This window comes from Cellvibrio fibrivorans, assembly GCF_031457055.1.
Lineage (GTDB): Bacteria > Pseudomonadota > Gammaproteobacteria > Pseudomonadales > Cellvibrionaceae > Cellvibrio > Cellvibrio fibrivorans.
The window spans coordinates 367027-391022 of sequence record NZ_JAVDVX010000001.1; the positions used below are offsets into that span (position 1 = coordinate 367027).

Sequence of the window (23996 nt, forward strand, 5' to 3'; positions counted from 1 at the left end):
CTTCGGCGCCTTTTTTCTCTCCGGTTTTTATTTTCCCCTTCTCATTCAATATCATTTTCGGTGGAGTAACTTATCGTGAAAAAGTCCGTTTATTTTCCCTTGGCTGTTAGTGCAATTAGTGTGGCAAATTCACTCTATGCGGCAACACCTGAAGGCAGTATTCGATTGGAAGCGGGAACCGAATACGATTCCAATTTAGGTGTGGTCGAACTTGACCAGTATTCAACCCAAAGTGATTGGGCAGCGCTGTTGAATGCACGCTTAAATGGGCGCTGGAAAGCCAATGAAAAATTGGATGTAAAAGCGGGATATTATTATTTAACCAAGACTTATCAGGACAATGAAAATTTTGATTTGGATCTTCAGCAGCTATTTGTAGATGCCAGCTACAATTTCGATGTAGTCACCCTTGGCGCCAGCTATCATAATGCTGATGCAGAACTCGCTGACCGGGATTTTCTACAGTTGCAGCAAACCAGCCTGTACGCGTCGCGTTTATTCAACAATCGCATTTTTTTACGCGCAGCAGCGAATTATCAGGATAAAGATTTCCCGGGCAATGCCGGACGCAATGCACAGAATACCGGTGTTGCTGGCGATGTATTTATTTTCTTTCAACAGGGCAATACTTTTTTAGCAGCGGGATTTACCAGAGAAGAAGAGGAAGCGGTACAGAATCAATTTAATTACGATGCACTCAGCTTGCGCGCCAGCATCAACCATAAATTCCAATCCTGGGGAAAGCCAAGCAAATTACAATTAGGTGTGCGTTATCACGACCGGGATTATTCCACTGCTATGATTCCGACTGACGACAACCAAACCGACGTCTTGCGCAGCGACAATCACCGCGTTACCAGTATTGAATGGGAAATTAATTTAACACCAAAGATTACAGCCACCAGCAAAATTGAACGGGGCAACTATGAATCTAATTTGGCCGCCGCTAACTATTCGGAAACACTCGCATCAGTTACCTTCGGGGTGACTTTTTAATGGTTTTAATTCCGCAGTGCGGTTGACATCCAACAGGCCGAGACCAAAAACTGGATCTCGGCCCGACTCACCTAGATCAATTATTTTTTTAGCTAAGCCTTCGATCATGCTGGATAAATTTTTATGCTGCTGCGCCAATTCACACACCACAAATGCTGACACAATCGGTGCCGCAATTGATGTGCCTGACTCGCGCCCAAAACCGCCATTGCTGCGCGCGGTATTGACCGAAACCCCCAAAGCTGCAAAATCAATATAATCTCCGCGATTCGCCCAGCGATAAATTCGCTGCTCGCGATCTACTGCTGTGACCGCAATAACATCCTCATAGGCTGCTGGATACATCGGCGGTGCCGCCGGACCTTCGTTTCCTGCCGCTGCAATCACGGCAATTTCCTGTTGCACCACACGCCCAATCACACTGCGTAAAATTTTGTTGTCAGGGCCAGCAAGGCTCATATTAATTGCACTGACGTTCTCACTCGCCAACCAATTTAATGCACGCACCAAATCCATCATGGTGGCTCCTTGCGCATATTGGTTGCGCGGATAAAAAACCGAAGCCGCATACAGCTGCGCGCCGGGCAATAAAGGCTGCACAGTATCACCGCGCCCTACCAACAACCCGGCAACGGCAGTGCCGTGCGCGCGAGGTGCATCAAATTTTTCGCCTAAAAAATCGCGCACAACGATTTGATTATTGGCAAATGCCGGATGCTCCGTATTAATCGCAGTATCGATCATGCCGATTTTTACCGGCGCATTGCAGACAGGGGCAATCGAGGGAACAACATCTGCTGGCGAAGAGACATTACCGGCTTGCGCACCATAGATATGGTTGCGATCCAGCTGATCTTTTAAATGCATCGGCAACCGCTGCCTTAACGCGGCAAGCGAATCCCACTCCACAGGTACCCGAAAACGCACCAGCACCAAATCCAATCCGGCAAAATCGGTTTGCTCAATAATTTCCGCGGATAAAGGTCGCAATACAGACAACTCTGTTTTATCCAGCATAATTAACCATTCACGCTCGACTGCGCGCCAACCGTTTTCCACCGCGACATCTACAAACGCGGTCTCTCCCGTTCGGGTTAAGATGGGCAACACATCGGTTAACGCATCCAGCGGCACCGCATCAAGCAACTCGGTAACCGGCTTCGCCAAAGGATCGGCCAGTGGATCGACCACAGCGTCGGTCACAGGATTAACCACAGGTTCCAGCTGCTCACTAACCTGCCCGGCAATATCATCAATGTCGCGGACGGTCTGATCCAGCACATCACTATTGAGTAATTGGGTATCCAACAACTGTGCATAAACGGGCGGACAGAGGCAGACAAAAAGGGCACAGCTAAGATAAACAGGTTTCATGGGTTCCCCCTGATGCAATACGGTAGATTTATCATAAAAACCGACTGGACTTCAGTGAAAACGTTTCAGCCGTATAAAAATTCCGGTTAGGTGGGAATAAAATTCAAACTCAAACGTTTACCTGATAGAAACCGCGATTTCCACTGAAATCGATAATTTGATCCAGCGCGCTGCGCGCTGAAACACCTGGGACCAAGCCCTTACCATGAAAGAAGAGTTAATCCATTTAGCGCCTATGCTGCGGCGCTTTGCCTACTCGCTCACTGGCTCTGCACACGACGCCGACGATCTGCTGCAAAACACGCTGGAGCGCCTCCTAAGCCGGGACATCCCGGCAGATGTGGAACTGGCTAAATGGGCATTCCGCGTATGCCGCAATATCTGGATCGATGAGTACCGCGCGCGCAAAATCCGCCAGCGCAATGCCTATTCATTGGAGGAGACCGAAGAACCTTTGGTTGACGGCGAACAGGCTATCTACGATCAAATCACCCTGGGCGAAGTGGATGCAGCGATGGATAAATTACCTGACGACCAGCGCTCCATTATGGCGTTGGTTGCACTACAGGGTATGTCGTACACAGAAGTGGCTGAAACCTTGGGGATTCCTGCCGGAACGGTGATGAGCCGACTGGCACGGGCGCGCATCGCACTCGCCAATTTTTTAAACCCCACATCGATGACATCCTCCGTAAAACCTGGCGCATGAGGAAATGACATGACAGTATCCGACGAAAAATTATCAGCGTTCCTCGATGCAGAGTTGCCGGAAAATGAAATGGAATTTATTCGCGAGCAAATCAGCGAAGATGAAACACTGGCCAATCGCCTGGCGGAATTAGCCATGGTAGACGCACAGATCGCCCAACATTATTCCGCCATCGATGCGCGCCCGCTGCCCGATGCTATCGCGAATCTATTGGCTAGTGCGCCCACCGATGTGGCGCGCGACGTAGCGACGCCCATATCTTCTGCAACAATTATTCCGTTTCCACTGTGGAAAAAAGTCCAGCGCGGCTTGCAACAGCATGCAGCAGTTGCGGCCTGCACAGCATTGGTATTGGGCTTTGGACTCGCACAATTATTACCCGGCACCCAGGATTCATCGCGGGGGGATTGGAATGCAATTGCAGCTGCCCTCGATACAGCAGCGAGCGGAACCGAACACAAATTAGCGAATGACAAACGGATCAAACCTCGCTTAACGTTTATCAATCAACAGGGCGCTTATTGCCGCCAATTTCGCGTCAGTGATTTACATAGCAGCAGTGAAACGATTGCCTGTCGTATAGGCGACAATTGGGAACCGAGCGTTACCATATACACGCAAGGAATATCACCTGAAGGCGATTACCAGACAGCGACAAATGACGCATCTGTGTTAGATCAGGCGTTAGATACTATGATGCACGGCGATGCATTTGATGCGCAGGCAGAATCAGCCATTATCGAGCGTGGCTGGAAAAATGATTAACACTTTCACAATCCACACTATCAGCTACCAACAGGCAATCCATGCAATGAAAATAATGTTTGTGCTCCTCATGATGATCATTAGCGGTTGTACATCGCAATCCGCATACAAAGCTGCCAAAGGTGATAGTTCAGGATACAAAGAAATTGCGCTGGCGGAGAACCACTACCGCGTGCAATTTAAGATGAACGGACATGCACGTGCTAGCGCGCAGAAATATGCATTAATGCGCGCTAGCGAACTGACAATCGCGCAGGGTTATGACTGGTTTATTATCGAAAAGCGTACCCTTCGCACCTTAAATGAACCCGATCCATTCGATTCAACTGCGCGCCCGGTTATCACACGCAATTGTGGTTTGTTAGGTTGCCGCACTCGCTCACAATTACCCGCACAATCAATCGATATACCGGATACTGAAACACTTGTCGTACTGGAAATTCGTATGGGGCGCGGAGTTCGGCCAGAAAAAGAAAGTTATGATGCACGCGAAATGTGGGAAACCGCACACAGCGATAAGACTGCACAATAATGCACATTAAACATTATGTTTAACGCATAAATTTTTAACATAAAAGAAAATGCATTTCTGAAAAAATAATGACATTTAATAATTTTTTTGTAAAAAATACATAAAAAACTCTCACCAAATGGCGTGCTTACCCGCAATCCGCGTAATTTCCCACTGTTATTCGACGCTGGCATAGATGATGCAACACATCTCCCGAGCATTATCATTGTTGATGTGCAACATAAACCACCTAATTATGATTATATTCAGGAGTAATTTATGTCTAGCAACGAAATCTCAACCGTTAAAGATCTCGTCAAAGTATTGCATGATGGGGTAACGTTTTACACAGATGCAAAAATTGAACTGAAAGGTAGCGGTTATGAATCTGCGCTGCAGGAGATGATTGATGCGCGCCAGCAAGCCTTGGCACGTTTACAACCGCTCATTTTCCTGCGCGAAGGTGAGACCGAACCGGGGACAACAATCAGCGGCAGCCTGCACAAAACTTACACCGATATACTCGCCGCCATTAAAAGCAATAAATCACAAGTGTATATTGCACAACTGGAAGAGCTTGAAGACCGGACGCTGGAGTATATTCAAAAGGCGCAATATGAAGCGGTTTCAATTGATATAAAAACAGCTTTAAATTACATCCACAAATCGCTACGTCAATGCCATGACCGTATGCGCAGCCTTAAACGCTCTGCAGCTTAATTGCAATCACAAATGTTTAATTAACAAAATTTAGCTATAAAAAAAGGCCGTTTATCAAGTGATAAACGGCCTTTTTTATCAGCGCAATTTTTATTGTTGCAACTATTGTTGCAACTGCCACTCGCGCCCGGCACGCTCGCTGCGGAAAGTTTCAATCGCGCCGCGCTCTTGCAGAGTGACGTAGACGGTTTTGCCATCAACACCGCCAAAGGCGACATTGGTTGGCTTTTGGCCTTTTAATTTAATGCGTTCGATCACTGTGCCGTGCGGCGATACCACCGTGACTTCACCAGCGGCGTAGCGCGCGATATATAAATTGCCATCGACATCGCAACGCATACCATCCAACCCGTGGTCCGGAAACTGAATTAACAAGCGTTTATTTTTTACAGCGCCGGTGGTTTTATCGATATCGTATTTCCACACATTGCGCTGTACGCTTTCGTTGACGTACAAGTGTTTTTCGTCGGTGCTGACTTCTACACCATTAGTCGTGCCCATATTCGCTTCCAGCAAAGTGACTGTGCCGTCGGTCGCGACCTTCCAGAGATTGCCAGTGCTCTCTTTCCAGTTGGGATCGCTCGCGTAAATCACACCGGATTTTGCGATGGCAATATCGTTGGGCTGATTCATTTTTTCGCTGTGGGCGTGCACAAAAATCGCTTTGGTTTTAGGGTCAATTTTCAACACATTGTGGCCTGAATAATCCGCCACATACATAAATCCGTCGCGATCAAAACGAATCCCGTTGCCAGTGCTGCCTTCAGGCAAAGTCACAAACAATTGCGCATTATCTTTTTCATCGATAACGCCGATGGTGCCGTCTTTACCAAAACTTACCGCGTACAAATTCCCCTGCGCATCCACTGCTGGCCCTTCAATGCCTTGGGTGAATACATTGTCGGCAACGTAATCTTTCGTCTGCGCAATGGTGCATGGCGCTGACGCAAATAATGCAGCGGCGATCAAGTAGCGGGGATTCAATCTCATGTTATTCATAGCGACCTCTTTGTGTTTTTTAAAAATCTGCTGAGCCGCCGTAGTGGTTCGGCATTGATAACACAAACAGGTCGCGGAATAAACGTTTGATAGTCGCTGAAGATTAGGGTTGCCGGTGGCGCAGATCGCGCAAGCGCAGGGTATTTTGCATATAGACCTGACCGGTCTGCCCTTTGATCGATACCGTCATGCTGGGCTGGTCAGCAGTCCAGTCGATTTCAATCAAGCCGTAATTATTGCGGTGCTCGGCCACCCCCAAGCGATGCTGGTTGGGGCTGATGGCTTTCCATTCTTCGGTCAGTCCCGATGACGTTGCCTCCCACAGCGGATAGCTGACAGCGCCATCTACCCTGCTGAATTCCGACCAGTGGGTATCGCCCGAAATAATGAATAGGCCATCCACTTTGAGCTTGTCGATCAAGCCAAACAGACGGGTACGCTCATGGGGAAAATTCGCCCAGCTTTCCCAGCCGGTGAACTCCGGCAGTAATTGCACACTGCTGGCAATGACGCGCAAATCTGCTGGCTGCTGCAGTTGCGCCTCCAACCACTGCCATTGCGCTTCGCCTAACAGTTGGGCGGAAGTGTCGGTGAGCGGCTCGTAGGGACCCATCTTTTTGGGGGCTTTTTTGAGCAGGTATTCGGCCTTGGATACCCCTTTAAGCGGGCTGCGATTCCAGCGCAAGTCGAGCAAAATCAGCTGCACCCGCTGCCCCGGTTCGCCATAGGTATGGGCGGTATAGATGCCATCGGTGCGGGTGCGACGGGCGGAATCCGCAGGTTCGCCCCAAAAATCGAGCATGATCTGGCGCGAGGCTTCTTTCTGCGGGAATTCGGCACCGACATCATCGGCGCCGTAGTCGTGATCATCCCATGTGGCTATCACATGGCTTTGCTGGCGCAGGGCTTGGAAACCGGGGTTTGCGCCCAGCGTCTGGTATTTGCGAGCTAGCTCGGCCATATCCTGGGTGTCGCCGTAGATGTTATCGCCCAAAAACACAAACAAATCCGGGCGCTCGATATTGATCGCCTTCCAAATGGGCTGCTCGTGATCCTGATGTACACAGGAACCGAAGGCTATGCGAGTGATGCCCTTGCCCAGATCCGGTTTATTGGGAAGGGGCTTGCCGCTATCGGCGATGGCGAGAGCAGGCAAAAACACCGCCGCGAGCCAAAGCAAGATCGGGGAAATTAAGCGGGATTTCATGGCGATACCTTTGTCTTGGATAAATTAAGGATCTCAACCATCGGCTTACCGGCGGCAGCGCTATAGGCTGCCGGATCAAACCCCAGCAGCTGCAATGCGGTTGCTGCGATTTGGTTGGAGTACCACTCGCCCTGCAGTTCGCCCGCTGCTTTAACGCCCGGCCCCATGGCCGCAAACCACACCTGATCGGCGCCTGGAATCCCCTCCTGGAAAGGCGCCATCTCCGGTGCTGAGGCGTTACGCGCGACCGCCTTTTTACTGCCGTGATGCTTCCAGCCTTCCAGCGGCAACTCCCCGCGCCCGTGGTCGGTGGTGATCAACAGCAAAGTTTTATCGCGGTAGCGGCGATCACTCTGCACACGATTCCATAGCTCGCGCACAAAGCCATCAAAGCGGTGCGCGGCCTGAATGTACTGGTCAAATTCGCCGTCGTGGGCGAAGTCATCGGTCTCGCCGTAGGCGATGTAGATCAGGCGCGGCTTGTCTTCGGCCAATGCCGCCAGCGCATACTGGTGGGTAAACACATCCAAACGCACACTTTGCCAGGGGCTGGGGGTTTGGCGCTGCAGCTCGTTGATAAACGCTTCGCGCGCGCTTACCTTGCCCAGCGCCGGGGAAAACCCGGCATTGACCGGAAACCCGGCGCGTTTGCTATTGAGAATGGCGGGAAATACATCCCATGAGCCAAACGCCTGCACCTTACCGCGCCATTGCGGCTGCTGGTTGATCCACTCGGGAAAGGTCACATTCGGGTTGGGCACAGGATCATTGGTATCAATGGCGGGATCGGCGCGTCCGGTGAGGATCTCGCTGTAACCCGGATAGGAAAAATGCCAGTCGTTGGTTACTTGCATACGGCTGGATTGGTCGCGGTTGCCCAGCAACACACCCTTGGTCGCCATTTCACTCCAGATAAACGGCAGCAGTTTCGCGCGCGCCTGTTGCGGATCGGCGGCGCTGAATGCGGTGCGCAGGGAGTCGGGGTGTTCGGTGTAGCGGCTATCGTTGAGCAAGCGCTCATCCATACCGCGAAAGACTTCCTGCCAACGCAGGCCATCGACCGTCACCAAAATCAAGTGTTGTGCGGGGCGTTCAGCGAGCGCTACCGATGCCAGCAGGCTCAATATACAAATCCCGATGCAACGAACAGGAGTCAGTATCGTCATGTTGCGTTTCTCCACAGAGGTATCGACGAAAAAAAGGCGCTTCGCAAGAAGCGCCCAATCCCAAAAGACGGATTAAAGGTCACGAGAAATTGATCGATCAGAACATCGCTTTTAACGAGAAAAATGCTTGCTGCGGTGCGCCCGGCAACAAGGTCTGGGCAGTGCCATTTGGATCGGTATTGGAGAAGCCACCGCTGCCAACGGTAGAGATGTAATCTTCATCCGTGAGGTTGGTGATATCCAACTGCGCGGTCAGTTGTTTGAGTGCGCCCAAGTCTTCAAAGCGATAGCCAAGGCTCAGGTTCAGCAGATTGTAAGCATCTACCGAGCCGTCATTGGTGTAGGTGTAATAGCGTTCGCCGGTGTGTTTGAAATGCAACTTGGCGAAAGCGCCGCCCATTTCCAGACCCAGCTCGGAGTTGAACATCAGCTCCGGTGAATCCACAACGGTTTTACCGGAGAGTGCCACGCGGGTATTGCCTTCGGTGAAATAGTCGTCGGAGTAGGTGGAGTCATTCAGGCTGGCTGAGTTGTACCAGTACCAGTTGTCGTTGATCTGCCAGTTAAGGCCGGCTTCAAGACCAATCGCCTCAACCGCCCCCACGTTGGCCAACGCATTGAAGCTGCCGATAATCGCCGAACCCTGTTGGATGGCGAGCAGGCGATCATCAAATTCCACGTAATAGGCGGTCATCACGCCTTCAAAACTGTCGCCACGGAAACGCCAGCCCAATTCGAGCGAGGTAGCGGTTTCGGGTTGAATGCTGTCGCGGATTTCCTCAAAGCCTGCTTGGGTAGCCGAGAAAGGCGAGGTGCCGGTGGCAGAGCCGATCAGCGCGCGGGCGTTTTTCCCCAGGGTGCTGTAGATCTCCTGCTTGTCAGTCAGGTCATACACAAAGCCCAGTTGCGGCAGGAAGTTTTCGCTGGTCTCGATACTGCCGGTTTTGTTATCGCCCACCACTGTGCCCGCATCCACTTCCACCTCCATGGATTTCACACCCAGCTCGATACGCAGGGCGTCGGTCGCTTGCCAGGAGTCCTGAATATGCAGTTGCAGGGTGTCAGTCGTGAATTCGTATTCCCATTGGGTCAGCAGCGGATTGCGTTGGAATTCGGTGAATGAACGGGTCGGTTTAACCAATCCGGTTTCGCCGTAGAAACGGCGCGCCTGATTAAAATCATTGGTTTCGATCCACAGGCCAGCATTCACGCTGTGGTCACCCAAATCAAAGGTCAGGCCCGATACAACGCCGGTGCGGTCGATATCGTACTCGGTAGTGCGTATCGACAAAGGCGCACCATTAGGTGTCGGAACGTAAGGTGTACCCCACAGGCCCTGACCTTCATTGGTGTGTTGGTAAATGGTGGTTTTCCAGTCGGTGACGCTGCCGAGCGGCAGATCGAGGGCGATGTAACCCACGTTGTCTTCACGCAGGCCGGCGGCATCCCAGTAGGCGTCATCCAAACTGTTCACCTTGCCGGTAAAATTCCCCTGAGCAGCGGCGACAGCGCGGGCATAGTCAGCGCCATAGTTGTCCCAGTCGCGCCCGAGACGGTCGATCATCTCCAGCGACATATCCTGATAATCATTTTCGACGCGATCTGAATAGCTGTAGAAGCCGGTCAGCTTCGCTTCGCCGATTGACTGCACGATTTTGAAATTGAGCGCTTCTTGCTGCTGCTCGCCATCGCCTTTCCATTTGTCGGTGGTTTGATCAACGTAGCTCAGGAACAGACGAGTGCCTGCACCGCCGAACTCACCTGAATCAACACGCACAAACGCGCGCTGGGCAGAATCGCTACCCACACTGCCATCCACATGGGCAGCAAATTCGGTGGCTGGATCGAGCGAGGTAAATTCCAGGGTGCCGCCCAGATTGCTGGTTGACGCAGCAGCCAAAGAACCAGCACCTTGCGACAGCGCTACAGCGCCGATGTTTTCAGAGATGATCGCGCGGCTAATGTGCAGGCCGTTGTGATTGCCGTAAGACATATCGCCCAGCGGCACATCGTCGAGGGTAAAGCCCAATTGGTTTTGGCCAAAACCGCGCACCACAATGCGGGTAGACCACTCGTAGGCCCCATAAGGATCAGCGGACTGGAAGTTCACACCGGGCAACTTTTCAACGGCTTTGAGCGGGCTGGTTCCTGCGGGATATTCGGCTAATTCAGCCGCACCCAACACATGTACCTGGCGGGTTTCACCGCGTCCGAATACCATGGTTTCTTCAACTTGAGCGGCGGCGCCAGCCGCTGATGTATTTATCGCAGTGGTCTGCGCGTTGACCGCGCCCGATGCCGCTGCGATTAACAGAGCCAGTAGAGTCTTGTTCATAAGCCTTCCCCAATCAGTGTGTGTGATTTATTGGAAGGCAACTCTAGATGCCAAATATGACTGGCAGACTGCGGTTTTCTTAAACTTTTGTGTGAAAAAAATGACGTTTTTATTAATGACAGCAATAAATATCGCGGGATTTTTTAATTGCTGGTCATCATGCAATTGCAGGTATATCTATGCCGGTAGCCGTACCTATGGCTCCCCAGAGCACACCCACCATTGCATTCCAGACTTTTTCAATCGTCACCTTGGCCAAGCCTTGCAAGGTGTTAGCAAAACTTTGCGCCATGGTTTTTAAACTATCGAGAAAAAATTCCTGCGTCTCTGTGGTTATCTGCCCACTCGCAATGCCCGCCGCGACCAGCGCCGCCTGTTGCGCTATGGCTTTTATTTGGCGATCAGAAAAACCTTTCAAGACTGAGATGTCTTTTTTGGCCACATGCGACGCCGCCGATTTCATTTGCTCCATCAAACTCGAAATATCAATGGGTGTAGTCATGGCTTAATTCCCCTCACGCTCTAAAAAATTTTCATAGGTCAGAGCTTGGTCCAGATAAATCACCACCTGCCCTTTAAAGGCAGCCACTTCAAATGCAGTGACGCCCTGTTTTTTATCCACATCGCGCATTTTAGTGAGCGTAATGGAAATTTGTTCCAACGCCGCTGCGCTCGGCACTTCACCGGTATCTGTGATAGTGATACCGCGCTTGGCGAGATATTCATTCACTTTATCGCCGACACTGCTTTTTGGTGTCGGGCGCGATTTGGCTTGCAAGGCGAGCGCATCGAGGTTGCCGATAATACTGCTGTAGGTGGCATCGCGCTGCGCAAAACTGCTGGCCGCAGTACCCGCTGAAGTCGAAGCAAAGTGAGTCATGATTTGTTGGCTGGCGGTTACCAGACCATCGGCGATGGCTTTATCGTAATTTGGAGCAAGGCGGGCAACGCAGGCTGACAACAGCAGCATTAGCGCGAGCGGTAAAATAATAGTGGCCAAGCGCTTCATAGCGCATCTCCTTGGAACGGCTCAGGGGGAAGCAACCTTATAACCAAGAATAACCGCGAGCGCAAATAGAATTGCGGGGGGAAGTATTCGCAACCGGATTAAAAATACAGCGCCACACAAAACGCCACAAACAAACTACCCGACAAATATTGCCAGAAGCGCACCGGATTTTTTTCTAACAAAAGTGCACGGTACTGCTGTTTATATTTTGGATTGGGATGCTGGAGTTCATGCAAAAACTCCGAAATGTCGCCGTGGCGACGCTCCGGGTCATAGCGCAGCCCTTTGCGGATAGCGCCGTCAATCCAGAAAGGTACCAGGGGATTTAATTCATAACTGGAGGTGTAACGGGTGTTGAGATAGGCGCGCTCAGTGCGGCAGTTACCGAGTTTGCCGTCAAAGGGCGCAGCGCCAGTGAGCATTTCGAATACGATAATCGCAAGCGAAAACAAATCGGATTTTTCATGGCTCTTGCCATGCAAAATGGTTTCCGGCGCGGAGTATTCTGCCGTACCTAAAATGCGTTCGCGCGCAATAGGCGAACTGATTTCAGCAATACCTTTAACCAGGCAGGAGCCAAAATCGATAATTTTTATTTCGCCGTGGCGATCCACCATGATATTGGCGGGGCGCAAATCCTGATGCAGGGTTTCGCGGCGATGGAACGCACGCAAGCCTTTGCAAATTTGTTCCACCATATAAATAACATCCTGCACCGGTGGAACAGGATGTTGCTTGATCCATTGCGACAAGGTCTGGCCATCGATATATTCCATCAAATAATACAGGCAACTTTTCGCTTTATTGGGCGCAATGACTTTCACCACATGGGCGCTATGGATACGGCTGCCCACCCAGCTCTCTAGAATAAAACGCTCAATATAAGCCGGATCATCGGCAAAATTAATTGAGGGTGTTTTCATGCACAGGGTTTGGCCGCTGTTAGTGTCAGTCACTAAATACACCTGACTGCGGCTACTTGCATGCAATTCTTTTTCGATGCGGTAGCCGTCAATTACCATTCCGGCATTCAAATGTGGAGGAAAAGGTAAGGCGCTGAGTTTTTGGCAAGCATCATCCACACTTTGCGCAGGCAGTGCATCAACGCGCAAAATCTGGCAACTGATATTGTCATCACTCTTACTCGCCAGCGCGAGCTCCACCAATTGCTGGCTGAGCAATTCGTAATTGTCACCACCGGATTGCAAATGCGCGCAGAGTTGTTCATCGCTTATAAAATCGTGCAAGCCATCAGTGCTGAGTAAAAAAATATCGTTTTCTTCAAGATCGATAGTTTTGTAATCCACATCGAGCGATACATCCAACCCCATCGCCCGTACCAGATAGGATTGCTCGGCACTGATAATCGTGCGATGGTCGCGCGTGAGTTGCTCCAGTTTTCCCGCACGCAGGCGATAAATACGTGAATCGCCCACATGAAAAATATGCGCGCTGTGGGATTTAAAAATAATACAACTCAGCGTACTGACAAAACCTTTTTGCGCCTCGCGCAAATGTTGCCCGCGCGAATACAACCAGCGGTTGAGCGCGATCAATACTTGCGTCGTGGATTTTTTTACCGTCCAGGTATCGGGCGTGGAAAAATAGTCAGCGAGGAAATTGCGCACGCAGGTTTCACTCGCTTCTTTACCTGCCTCGGCCGCACTCACGCCATCGGCAATAATCGCAGCGGCACCTTTGGTATCCAGCAACATGCCCTCAGGAATACGGATGCCCAGCGCGTCTTCGTTTTGCGCTTTAATTCCCGCCGATGAAAATTGGCCGACGGTGAAAGCAAGGTTACTGTTGAGATGCCATGCGTTCATCAGTGCATTTCTACCATTTGCACACTGCCATCGGGCAGCACTTCAAACATACTGCTTTTAGGTTCTTCCAACCACATGGCTGCCATAGCCGCAAGCGCGATACAACCGGCGATGGTGAGGAAAAATACCGGCGTGCTGACAAACGAAAATACGGTGAGCAACACCACTGCACCTATATTGCCGTAAGCACCGACAATACCGGCGATTTGTCCGGTGAGACTGCGGCGGATTAAGGGCACTACGGCAAACACACAACCGGCAGCAGAACCTAAAAAGAATGAGCTACACATCATCGCCGCTACGGCGAGTGCAATAGGCCAATCGCTGGTAATGGTTGATAACACAAAAAATCCTATTGCCGCGCCGATCAATAAAATCACCAAGGATTTTTTGCGGCCAAATTTATCGCTGATCCAACCGCCGGATGGGCACGAGCCGATGTCCACCGCCGCAAAACAGGCACCGAACACACCGGCCAAGGCAACAGGGACTGCAAAGGTATTTTGGAAAAACATCGGCAACATGGAAACCACTGCCAATTCGGAACCAAAGGTGACCGCGTAGGCGATACTCAAGATCGCCACTTGTTTAAATTTATATTGCTGGAGCTTATCGACCGGCTTGGAAAATATTTGCACATTGAGGCTATAAATTTTGCGGCACTGCAATACAAAAATAGCCACCAGCACCGCATAAATAATGTAGAGCGTGGTAATAGAAATGAGCCCGAGCGAACTGACTTTCCAGGCCAGCAGCGCCAGTGCGCCATACATGGGAATATTGACCAATAGATACAACACAAAATCTTTTTTGCTGGTCACTTCAAGACCGCCGGATTTATTCGGTTTGAAATACGTTGAACCAGCAGGTGTATCAGTTACTGAAAAATAGTAAATAAAGGCATACACAAACGCGATTGCACCGGTCAGCCCGGTCGCGTAGCGCCAGCCATCATCGCCACCCACTACTAAAGCCAGCGTAGGCAAACTTATTGCCGCAGCTGCTGAGCCGATATTGCCCAGTCCTTTATACACACCTTCAGCCAATCCCATTTGGCGCGCGGGAAACCATTCACTGATCATGCGGATACCAATCACAAAACCGGCGCCGACAAAGCCGAGCAGGAAGCGCGCAAGGGCGAGCATCTCAAAACTGGTGGCGAGCGAAAAAAACAAACAGAGGAAGCCGGTGATAACTAATAAGACGGAATAGACATTGCGCGGCCCAAATGAATCCACCAGCATGCCGACTACAATCCGCGCGGGAATCGTCAGGGCCACATTAAGGATCAACAGGGTTTTAATCTGCTGCTCACTCAAACCAAAACTGGCCTGGATCGCGAGCAACAAAGGCGCATGGTTGAACCACACAAGGAAAGTAATAAAAAAGGCCATCCAGGTCATGTGCAGGATCTTTGTCTTACCGGTAAACGACAACAAATCCAGTTGTGCACTATTTTTACTCATCACCAACACCTCAAGGCTAATCTATGAGGCGCTTTCAGCAATAATTACGCCATTTTATAAATCATCGCGCTAAATCGGCAGGAAAAATCTGCACCAGACTAAAACAGTCCACTAAAACACACTAAAAAGCACAATTAGCGAGCACTGTGCACTCGCTATTTATCCCATTTTGGCGCAAAACACAGCCATTCTTATGCACACTTTTAGACCATTAAATCGACTGCCAGCCGCTAAACCCCTGTATTTATAGGGTAAAACGGGTTGCTATGGATTGGTGGCTGCGCCATCAGCTTGCACTTTTTCTCTATTCCCTTTCTTACCGCCCACCAGCAACACCCAAAAAAGCGCACACCCGTATTTTTATTACCAAATGCACCAATCAGACTCAATAAGAGAATTTTTGGCGTTTATTTGGAGCACATCAAATACCTAAATATGCACCCAAATGCATCCACACCACCCAATTTCGCTTTTTAAGCGCACCATTTATGGTTTGGCATAGCCATTGCAAAACCCTATTTGATATTCACCGTGTTGATTCAAATAATTTTTACCGGATAACCGCCATGAGCACTCATCGTTTAAACCTGTTGGACTTTTCCAATAAATCCGTTGCTACCCTGCACTTCACCTGGTTCGCATTTTTTCTCACCTTTGTCATGTGGTTTAGTTTGCCCTCGCTCAAACCGCTGATCACCGCCTCGATTGTGATGACGCCCCAGCAGTGGGCCGCACTCTTAACCCTCAACGTAGCACTGACCATTCCTGCCCGCATTGTGGTCGGCAGCCTGGTAGATAAATTTGGCCCGCGCGCCATTTACTCCAGCTTGTTAATTTTTTCCGGCGCCATACTGATTGCATTTGCCTGTGCACAAACGTTTGAGCAGCTTGCACTCTTCCGCTTCTTGCTCGGTTTTGTGGGCGCCGGTTTTGTGATCGGCATTCGTTTAGTCAGTGAATGGTTCCCTGCGCGTCAAGTCGGTTTGGCGGAAGGGATTTACGGCGGCTGGGGTAACTTTGGTGCAGCGGCAGCAGGTTTTACCCTGCCCTTCTTAGCGATCCATGTATTCGGCGGCGATGACGGCTGGCGCTATGCGATGGGCACCGCCGCAATTATCGCGATGGTTTATGGTGTGGCTTTCTATCTCACCGTGCGCAACACACCAAAGGGTTCTACCTATTTCAAACCGAAAAAATCCGGCGGTTTGGAAGTGAGCAATAGAAAAGATTTTATTTTCTACGTAATGATGAACGTGCCTATGTATTTAATCCTCGCGGTACTCGCGTGGAAAATGTCGCCATCCAATCTGGGGTTATTAAGTGCAACCACGACCTATGCTCTCTACGTTGTGTTGCTGGTTCTGTTCGCGTTTCAATTTTCACAAATTTATCGCGTGAATAAAGACATGCTGCAAAAAGGCAGTGTGGCCGAGCACGATAAATACGAATTTAAACAAGTGGCGATTTTAAGCTGGGCCTATCTCGCCACCTTCGGTTCTGAAATTGCGGTGGTGTCCGTATTGCCCGCCTTCTTTATGACGACCTTCACCGGATTAAGCGTGACCCAAGCCGCGATGCTCGGCGGTTCATTTGCGTTTATGAATTTGGTGGCGCGCCCTGGCGGTGGCTGGGTGAGTGATAAATTTGGTCGCCGTTTTAGCATGAGTATTATTCTCGCCGGTGTTGCCTGCGGTTATATGCTGTTATCGCAAATTAACGCCAGCTGGCCGCTATACCTTGCCTTCAGCGCGGTATTTATTTGTTCGCTGTTTGTGCAAGCCGGTTGCGGTGCAGTGTTTGCGGTAGTGCCGTTAATTAAACGCCGTATGACTGGCCAAATTGCCGGCCTTGCCGGTGCCTATGGCAATGTGGGCGCGCTGTTCTTCCTGACCATGAATACCTTTATCGATATTCAAATGTTCTTCTGGATGCTCGCTGCCGCTGCCGCAATCGGCCTGGTATTTGTGCAGTTCCTAAAAGAGCCTAAAGGCCATGTAGTTGAAGTGAATGAAGACGGTTCATTGCATAAGATTGAAGTGAGTTAAAACGGAGCTGGATACCTGCGCGCGCAGGTATGACGACAAATCAATTGCCGACAGTTATGCTGTCGGCAATTTCTTTTTATAACAACAGAAAATCCTATGGAACACCTGCAATCAACACTGCACATTAGCTTCGCGCAAAAAAGTGAAGCGGGGCGCAAACCGGAAAATCAGGATACGGTTGGCGCACGCATTCCCGAAGGCAATTTGCTCACCACGAAAGGAATAGCGATTGCGATTGCCGATGGTGTCAGCAGCAGTAAAGCCGCTCGTGAAGCGAGCCAAACGGCAATTGCCGGTTTCCTCAGCGATTATTTCGCAACACCCGACACCTGGCGCACGCAGCAATCGGCCATGCGTGTGATCCAGAGTTTGAATTCCAGCTTGTGGGGGCGCAGCCAAAATTCTATTTACGGTGAAGGTTATCTCACCACTTTTTCTGCGCTGATTTTAAAAGGCGACACCGGATTTATTTTTCATGTGGGTGACACCCGCGTCTATCGCCTGCGCGATAATAATCTCGAATTGCTCACCCGCGACCACACCCAGCGCATTGATAAACACACCACCCATTTAAGCCGCGCTATGGGCGCAGATCCCTATCTGGAAGTGGATATGCACAGCCTGGAATTGCAGCGCGGCGATATTTTTATTTTATCCAGCGATGGGATTCACGAGCACATCCCAGCGCAGGAATTTAAAGCCTTTATTCTTCAGCACCGCGACAACCTCGAAGAAATTGTCAACCAAGCTATACCAGTCGCGCTGCAATATAACAGCGAGGACAACCTCAGTATTCAAGCGTTACGTATTGAAAGCCTCGGCACTGCTGCGCAGGACGATGCGGTGCAAGTCTTATCGCGCCTGCCTTTTCCTCCCGTGTTATCACCCGGCCAAAGCCTGGATGGTTTGCGCATCAAAAAAATACTGCACGAATCAACCCGCAGCCAGGTGTATTTAGTCGAAGACGAAAAAAATAATTTGCTGGTGATGAAAACCCCGTCGGAACTTTATCAAGACGATAAAGCCTACATCGAACGCTTTGTAATGGAATCCTGGATAGGCGCGCGCATCCAAAGCGCCGGTGTTGTGCGCGTGATTCCCGCCGCTGAATCGCGCTCCTGTTTGTATTACCTCACCGAATATATTCCCGGCCCCACGCTCACCCAATTATTAAAAGAGCGCGGCATTTTGTCGATTCTGGATGCAGTGGAATTAACCGAAGGATTGATCCGTGGCATACGCGCGTTCCATCGCAAGGAAACCCTGCACCAGGATTTAAAACCGGACAATATTGTGATCAGCGCCAAAGGCCCGATGATTGTCGATTTCGGTTCCTGCTGGGTCGCAGGCGTGCAGGAAATTGGTGCACCCTTTGTACGCGACCGGGTGCTCGGAACACTCGATTATTCCGCCCCGGAATACCGTTACAACGGCAAAGTCAGCGCCGCCTCCGACCAATTCTCGCTCGCGGTGCTGCTCTATGAAATGCTTACCGGCAAACTGCCGTTTGGCAGTAACTACAGCAAAGCCATGGATTTAAAAAGTTTCCAACGGCTGCAATACATCTCCGCCATGAAATACAATCCACTGGTGCCCTACTGGCTCGACAAAGCGCTGGAAAAAGCCCTGAGCATTTACCCCAACAGCCGCTATGAAGCGCTCTCGGAATGGCTACAGGATTTAAAACGCCCCAACCCGGAATGGCTCACGCCACGTGCACAACCGCTGCTGGAGCGCTACCCCGACAAAGTCTGGAAAGTCCTCGCTGCGACCGGATGGATTGCGGCAGCCATCGCATTTTTTTGGCGCCATTAACCTTACGAACTCCGGGTTGTGATTTGCATAGCCCCTGGCGCATTAATTTTCTGTTAGTCTCTGTGCAAATAACACACACTCAATAACGATCATTGCTCGCACAGGGACTTTACTGTCATGACCATCAAACGCGCCCTGATTGTGGATGACTCCACTACCGCCCAATACCGGCTCAAAAAGATGCTGCGCCGCTACCCGCTCGATATCGATATCGTCGATTCCGGTGAAGCCGCGCTGCGCTACCTCGCCCGCCATGCACCTGCAGTGATTTTTATGGATCACCTGATGCCGGGCATCGACGGCTTCCGCGCGCTGCAAATTATTAAATCCAATCCCGATACCGCGATGATCCCGGTGATTATGTACACCTCCAAAAGTGGCGATGTGTACACCGGGCAAGCGCGCGCATTGGGTGCGCTGGATGTGGTGAGCAAAGACCGTATCAATGCCACCGATTTATCCAAGGTGATGGAAGCCATCCATATTTATCCCAATGCGAAAATCGATGAGAGCGATATCGTTGAAAGCGCGGAATTAATCGCCGCCGCCAACCAAGTTACCGCCAGCGCTGACAGTGTGAATGAGACCAATACGCCGCCACTGGATCGCCGCACGTCATCTCTGGAACAAGCGCGCAACCTGGATTTGCGTTTAAGCCATATGGAACACAGCTTGGAAGACAACCGCCGGTTTATCACCTCGCGCGTTGTGCGTGAACTGCAAGGGCTGAGGCAGAATTTGCGGCAAGAACTGGGCGATATATTGCAACAGCAGCAACCCGCCATCCCTGCACCCACTGCACAGGCACCTGTTGCTGAAATAAAAACGGGAAATTCCGGTTGGACGATGTTCGCGATTTTTTTATCGGTTATTTCACTCGCCGTCATCGCCTACTTTTTGCTGTTGATCAACAATCAACTCCATGACAATAAAACCCAGCAAGAAGCACTTAGCAAACAACTACAAGAAGTCACTGCACAAGCCAACAAAGAGCCAGAGCTGGTTAGCCCGGCGCTGGTCAACGCCGGGATCGCGCAACCAAAACCCCTGCTCGCCCCCGACAACAATTTGCTCGCCGATCTTGCGTGGACATTCAACCAAAGCGGCACACTGGCATTCCATCAAAACACCATCGACCCCAAACCACTCTTGCGCTTGCACGAATTATTACATCGCCTCGCCAGCAACGGTTTTAAAGGCACAGCCACGGTGAATATTTATGTCGGGGATTTTTGCGTAATGGTAGACAACATGGGCATGGCACAATTAGCACCGCCGAATAAAACCCTCGGCGATTGCATGCTCTCCAGCGAGATTTACACCATCGCACGCCTGATGGATGACTACACACGCGAAGTGTCGATGATTCTGGGCAACTTAACCCGCGATGTAAATTCAACCATCCAAATTGCCATTACCGCCGCACCCGGCAATGATCCTTATCCAGAGCGCATACCGATTATAAATGCAGGCGATTGGAATGCACTGGCGCAAAATAATAATCGCTTGGAATTGGTGTTAGTGGCGGATGAAGAGCAGTAACAGACGATAGATAAAGATATTATTAAGCGAGCCTGATTTTTAGGCTCGCTTTTTTATTGGCGGTTAATCAGGATTATCGGAAGTGATGTCGCCCATCCGCATTTTGATGGTAACTGTAAATGAACGGCTGTTAAATTCTTTCGCAGTTTTTTACTAGAATTATGGACAGATTTTACTGTAAAGCATCTCATTAAAAACCATACCATTCTTATAAATGGCTTTTTCCAACACCGCTTCTAATTTATAACCACACTTCTGCAAAACGTTAGCAGAGGCTAAATTCCCTTCAAAAACTGAAGCGTTTAACCGAATAAAATCGGTATTCTGAAAGAGAAAATCAGTGAATTTTTGCAAAGCCTCTGAAGCAATACCTTTGCCCCAATAGGGCTTGGCCACCCAATAGCCTATTTCGGCAGTTTTTTGCTTTTCAAATTCACCTGGAATAGCGCTAATTGAACCGACAAATATGCCATTGTGAATTATGGCGTAGACAACGCCAATTTTACTGCCCGTATTTACCCACCATTGTGCGGCCTCATTGGTATATGGCTGAGGCAGTCTTGCGGAGAGGAAATGTGTTTGAGTTTCGTCATTTAGATATGAGACCAAAAGCGCCTCATCTTTCTGTTCAAATTTTCTCAGTTCTAACATCTACGCTCTCACTGCCAAATAAATAATTGCGGTAGCCTTACACATAAGCCCGCAGTCAAGTTAGTCAAACTCATGAACTTCTTAGTCGTTGCCCCCACTTACTGGAAACAAATAAAAACCCAAATAAACCGGCCATAATTGCAATATCAGCGACATTGAATACACCCGTTTTAAGAGGCCCCATTTGCAACAACATGAAATCCACTACACGGCCATCATTGACAGCTCGGTCATATAAATTCCCAAAGCCACCCGCAAGTATAAGTAAGCCTACCGTAAAACTATATTTATCCATGGGCTTAACTAGCATGTAGATCAAGCCACCCACTAACACCAATCCGACCAGAAACGTGAATAGAATAACCCGCACCTCGTCGGATAGCTCTGCCCCAAGACTCAGCATACCCCCGGTGTTTTCGTGATAAGTGAGACTAAAGAAACCATTTAAAAATGATAATGGTTCCTGGCCTTTAAGCAGGCTTACAGCTTGATCTTTCGTGTAACGATCACACCCAACGAGAGGGAAGAAAATCAATAGAATTAGCAACGTCTTAATTTTCATTTAGGTCGAACCTCAACTCTCATCAATGTCATACATATGATCAACCACATACCGCATCTTGGGTTGCAAGCCATTTACCTGGGTTTTGCTGTAATAATCCTGCCAGTGTTTTACACCGCTCCAAAAAGTTTCTGGTGCAGATAAGTTGGCATTCACACCGGGAGCTAAATCAAAACCATTTGCGCTAAAAATTTGGTTCAGCACCATCGCTGAGGGGAAGCCAATTTGTTGCATCAGTGGATTAGTGGCATTGCCTGCGCCCCACACAAACGCGAGCCAAGGTAAAATATTTTCAACAGCATCGTAACTCACACGCGATTTTTGATATTCCGCAAGCGATTGCAGGATTTGCTCTTGAGGTACGGGAATCGCGAGCAGTGCCAAGTTAGGATAATCTTTTTGTGTGGGCAATTTATTAAACGGCAGCTCGATCAAACCATTGCGTGTAGGAGCATAGGTCGCGGTAGCGGGTTGGAATAAGGGTAGATTAAAAAATGCAGCGCTGGAAAAGTCACCATCCTGAATTTTAAATAACGCACATTCCGACCAATATGACGGCAGCATATCGCCACGCAAATGGGATTGGGCTACGCGGATGCGGAATGACGCAACATCCTTACCTCCCGCCAACACGATAAAACTCCAACCGGTAATATTATCCAAAGCAAAACTCTCGTAGGCACGCTTTAACCAATCAAGATTGGCTTCGCGCTTGATACGCTCCATTTTGTAAATATCGCTTTGGATAAACGATTGGGCCGAAAGTGTTTGTTTGATCATCATCCTTTCCTCAACAGATAGTTGAAATTGTTAATGTTTAAAGACTTACTAATTTATAGGGGCCGTGACTCGATGAATGTTCACGTCGTTTTTTTTCATTGGGATCGGTACACACATAATCCACACTAAACTCCAACCCGCCAGGAATTGCATGAAAGCGCAGCAATGCAACGTGATCGCCTTGCTGCCGATGCTTGATATCCAAGGTGAGATTAGCCAAGGCTATTTCCTTCAGGTCCTTGGGTGCCGCAGGATGTTTGGGAAATGCTTTTGGATCACCAAATAGATCGCGGAGTTTATCTTTAACGCTATTGATTTGGTCACTGCCAATGGTGTCGATTAAACGCGATGGTGAGGCAATCACTTCGTAAAATAGAATATTGCCGCGCTGGTTTTTTCCCTCAACTATGCGTCCCCAGTGCACATCGCCCGTAATAAACAGCACCGGAATTTCTGCCGCAAATAATTCTGTGAGTGCAGTCTTAAGCAACGCAAAATCCTTGTAGTTAATCATTTCCATATCGGCGACACGCCTGTCCCATTGCCCCGGCTTTTCAATCAACAGCGCCTGCCCGGAACTCAACAACCCCACAGCGGCTTGCTGATTTTTTTTGCGCGCCAATAAATCATTTTTCCAGTCAGCGATGGCTGTGCGCGTTTGCGCATTGAACATATGCGTGCCATCGTCGTCGCGGTAGGTACGGCCATCAAGGAACAGCATACTGAGCGGCTCAATATCCTGCCGGAAAAATCCGGCACTTTGCGCGGGCGACATCTGATAGCGTTCGTATAAACGCGTCGCTAACTCGCGCCAGTTGTTGCGGTCTTTTTCCCAGTGAGTATTCGTTAACTGCACTTGCTTATAAGGAAAGTTATTCCAATATTCATGGTCGTCCGGAACGCAGAGCACCGGGCCATGGCTCAACACATCGGCAAGCCCTGGTTGTTTGAGTGGATTGGAAAACCAATTGAGCTGATATTTTTTTCCGAGTGTTTGCGCAAGGCGGGTTTTATCTTCAGGTAAATTTTGCAGCGAAGGCAGATCGAGATACACCTGATCGCCGGCGAGCAGAGTGAAATCCGGTGCAGGCTTAATTGCTTTGATAATGTCAGTCAATGCCTGCGACTTATCATTCGGCTGGTAATAACAGGAGGACAACAGCAAATTAAAACTGTCAGCATTTTTTGCTGGCAATACTCCCGGAAGGCGCTTGCTGGTCAGCGTTACGCACTGGTCACCTGCACTCACCCTAACGGTGAAACGCTCACTGGTAGCAGGCCAGGAAAAGGCAAAAATTGCACGGTGATTCAGTGGCCGATCATAACTATCGCGCACCTCGTCACCCAGCGGCTCAAACACAGCGGGTTGGGCACTGGGGGCAATAGCTTGGCCATGGATTTCAAACGCGACCGCTGGCGGTGTAGCAACTCCCAAAATCCCCACCCAAATCAACAACTCATCTGGCCGACCAATTTGATTGTACGCAAAAAGCTGCACCTGGATTCTCCCTTGAATAG

The 23996-nt window shown here is 49.8% G+C and carries 21 protein-coding genes; 8 read left to right on the forward strand and 13 right to left on the reverse strand.

Annotated features, from left to right (window positions below):
- Positions 1–75: 75 nt before the first annotated feature.
- Complete coding sequence (locus J2X05_RS01590; RefSeq protein ID WP_310067780.1) at positions 76–996, forward strand: porin family protein; 921 nt, start codon at positions 76–78, stop codon at positions 994–996.
- On the opposite strand, the gene J2X05_RS01595 is transcribed toward J2X05_RS01590, so the two are convergent.
- Complete coding sequence (locus J2X05_RS01595) at positions 970–2370, reverse strand: S8 family serine peptidase (protein ID WP_310067782.1); 1401 nt, start codon at positions 2368–2370, stop codon at positions 970–972. The two genes, J2X05_RS01590 and J2X05_RS01595, sit on opposite strands and share 27 nt — an antisense overlap.
- A 205-nt stretch (positions 2371–2575) precedes the next feature.
- Between J2X05_RS01595 and J2X05_RS01600 the strand changes: the two genes are divergently transcribed.
- The 4 genes from J2X05_RS01600 to J2X05_RS01615 all read left to right on the forward strand — a co-directional run bounded on the left by J2X05_RS01600 (position 2576) and on the right by J2X05_RS01615 (position 5075).
- Positions 2576–3079 carry an RNA polymerase sigma factor gene (locus J2X05_RS01600; protein WP_310067784.1) on the forward strand — a complete coding sequence of 168 codons (504 nt, stop codon included), beginning with the start codon at positions 2576–2578 and terminating at the stop codon, positions 3077–3079.
- A 9-nt stretch (positions 3080–3088) separates the two neighbouring features.
- Complete coding sequence (locus tag J2X05_RS01605; protein ID WP_310067785.1) at positions 3089–3844, forward strand: anti-sigma factor family protein; 756 nt, start codon at positions 3089–3091, stop codon at positions 3842–3844.
- A complete protein-coding gene (locus J2X05_RS01610; RefSeq protein WP_310067786.1) occupies positions 3837–4376 on the forward strand; it encodes a CC0125/CC1285 family lipoprotein in 540 nt (179 codons plus the stop codon). The genes J2X05_RS01605 and J2X05_RS01610 overlap by 8 nt, the downstream gene beginning before the upstream one ends.
- A gap of 258 nt (positions 4377–4634) precedes the next feature.
- Positions 4635–5075, forward strand: a complete 441-nt coding sequence (locus J2X05_RS01615) for a PA2169 family four-helix-bundle protein (protein WP_310067788.1) — start codon at positions 4635–4637, stop codon at positions 5073–5075.
- 102 nt (positions 5076–5177) lie between these two features.
- Here J2X05_RS01615 and J2X05_RS01620 read toward each other — a convergent pair whose 3' ends face one another.
- The 8 genes from J2X05_RS01620 to J2X05_RS01655 all read right to left on the reverse strand — a co-directional run bounded on the left by J2X05_RS01620 (position 5178) and on the right by J2X05_RS01655 (position 15083).
- The gene (locus tag J2X05_RS01620; RefSeq protein WP_310067789.1) at positions 5178–6074 is read right to left on the reverse strand and encodes an SMP-30/gluconolactonase/LRE family protein; all 897 of its coding nucleotides are present in this window, start codon (positions 6072–6074) and stop codon (positions 5178–5180) included.
- Positions 6075–6177: 103 nt separating this feature from the next.
- On the reverse strand, positions 6178–7281 hold the full coding sequence (locus tag J2X05_RS01625; RefSeq protein WP_310067791.1) for an alkaline phosphatase D family protein: 1104 nt from the start codon (positions 7279–7281) through the stop codon (positions 6178–6180).
- Positions 7278–8447 carry an alkaline phosphatase family protein gene (locus J2X05_RS01630; protein ID WP_310067794.1) on the reverse strand — a complete coding sequence of 390 codons (1170 nt, stop codon included), beginning with the start codon at positions 8445–8447 and terminating at the stop codon, positions 7278–7280. Before J2X05_RS01630 ends, J2X05_RS01625 begins: the two co-directional genes overlap by 4 nt.
- A 97-nt stretch (positions 8448–8544) precedes the next feature.
- Positions 8545–10782, reverse strand: a complete 2238-nt coding sequence (locus J2X05_RS01635) for a TonB-dependent receptor (RefSeq protein WP_310067797.1) — start codon at positions 10780–10782, stop codon at positions 8545–8547.
- 157 nt (positions 10783–10939) lie between these two features.
- Positions 10940–11284: a hypothetical protein gene (locus J2X05_RS01640; protein ID WP_310067800.1), complete on the reverse strand. Its 345-nt coding sequence runs from the start codon at positions 11282–11284 to the stop codon at positions 10940–10942.
- A gap of 3 nt (positions 11285–11287) precedes the next feature.
- Complete coding sequence (locus tag J2X05_RS01645; RefSeq protein ID WP_310067802.1) at positions 11288–11791, reverse strand: hypothetical protein; 504 nt, start codon at positions 11789–11791, stop codon at positions 11288–11290.
- Positions 11792–11889: 98 nt separating this feature from the next.
- Positions 11890–13617: a bifunctional protein-serine/threonine kinase/phosphatase gene (locus tag J2X05_RS01650; RefSeq protein WP_310067804.1), complete on the reverse strand. Its 1728-nt coding sequence runs from the start codon at positions 13615–13617 to the stop codon at positions 11890–11892.
- Positions 13617–15083, reverse strand: a complete 1467-nt coding sequence (locus tag J2X05_RS01655; protein WP_310067807.1) for an MFS transporter — start codon at positions 15081–15083, stop codon at positions 13617–13619. Before J2X05_RS01655 ends, J2X05_RS01650 begins: the two co-directional genes overlap by 1 nt.
- Positions 15084–15649: 566 nt before the next feature.
- Here J2X05_RS01655 and J2X05_RS01660 point away from each other — a divergent pair.
- From J2X05_RS01660 to J2X05_RS01670, 3 genes are all read left to right on the forward strand, one after another.
- Positions 15650–17128 carry an MFS transporter gene (locus J2X05_RS01660; RefSeq protein WP_310067811.1) on the forward strand — a complete coding sequence of 493 codons (1479 nt, stop codon included), beginning with the start codon at positions 15650–15652 and terminating at the stop codon, positions 17126–17128.
- 96 nt (positions 17129–17224) lie between these two features.
- Positions 17225–18943, forward strand: a complete 1719-nt coding sequence (locus J2X05_RS01665; protein ID WP_310067813.1) for a bifunctional protein-serine/threonine kinase/phosphatase — start codon at positions 17225–17227, stop codon at positions 18941–18943.
- Positions 18944–19060: 117 nt separating this feature from the next.
- Positions 19061–20485 (forward strand): response regulator, encoded by a 1425-nt coding sequence (locus J2X05_RS01670; RefSeq protein WP_310067817.1) that lies wholly within the window; start codon positions 19061–19063, stop codon positions 20483–20485.
- A 159-nt stretch (positions 20486–20644) separates the two neighbouring features.
- Here the strand turns inward: J2X05_RS01670 and J2X05_RS01675 are convergent, their stop codons facing one another.
- From J2X05_RS01675 to J2X05_RS01690, 4 genes are all read right to left on the reverse strand, one after another.
- A complete protein-coding gene (locus tag J2X05_RS01675) occupies positions 20645–21136 on the reverse strand; it encodes a GNAT family N-acetyltransferase (RefSeq protein ID WP_310067820.1) in 492 nt (163 codons plus the stop codon).
- Positions 21137–21206: 70 nt separating this feature from the next.
- Positions 21207–21698 (reverse strand): signal peptidase II, encoded by a 492-nt coding sequence (locus tag J2X05_RS01680; protein ID WP_310067823.1) that lies wholly within the window; start codon positions 21696–21698, stop codon positions 21207–21209.
- A gap of 12 nt (positions 21699–21710) precedes the next feature.
- Positions 21711–22481, reverse strand: a complete 771-nt coding sequence (locus J2X05_RS01685) for a hypothetical protein (protein ID WP_310067825.1) — start codon at positions 22479–22481, stop codon at positions 21711–21713.
- 34 nt (positions 22482–22515) lie between these two features.
- A complete protein-coding gene (locus J2X05_RS01690; RefSeq protein ID WP_310067826.1) occupies positions 22516–23976 on the reverse strand; it encodes an alkaline phosphatase D family protein in 1461 nt (486 codons plus the stop codon).
- Positions 23977–23996: the final 20 nt, after the last annotated feature.